This is a genomic window from Cobetia sp. BMC6, from assembly GCF_029991385.1.
Classification (GTDB): Bacteria; Pseudomonadota; Gammaproteobacteria; order Pseudomonadales; family Halomonadaceae; genus Cobetia.
In genome coordinates, this window is the sequence record NZ_JAKUMF010000087.1 from 1 (window position 1) to 256 (window position 256).

At 53.1% G+C, this 256-nt stretch carries 1 tRNA gene; it reads right to left on the reverse strand.

Annotation, left to right across the window (positions count from 1 at the left end):
• Positions 1 to 142 precede the first annotated feature (142 nt).
• Positions 143 to 218 (reverse strand) — tRNA-Ala (locus MKZ40_RS17115).
• Positions 219 to 256: the final 38 nt, after the last annotated feature.

Sequence of the window (256 nt, forward strand, 5' to 3'; positions counted from 1 at the left end):
ATCGTCAGCATGATTCACATTGTTAAAGAGCGGCTGTTCAGAGAACAGTGAGAAGTCACACAACCTTCACGAGGAAGGCGATATGCTTGTCACTGTGGACTGTGCAGCGTTATCAGGTAGTAGAAGCCAAACCGGACTTTCATGGTGGAGCCAAGCGGGATCGAACCGCTGACCTCCTGCGTGCAAGGCAGGCGCTCTCCCAGCTGAGCTATGGCCCCAAAAGTCGGCAAAACCGTGTCGACAAAAGCACGAAGCT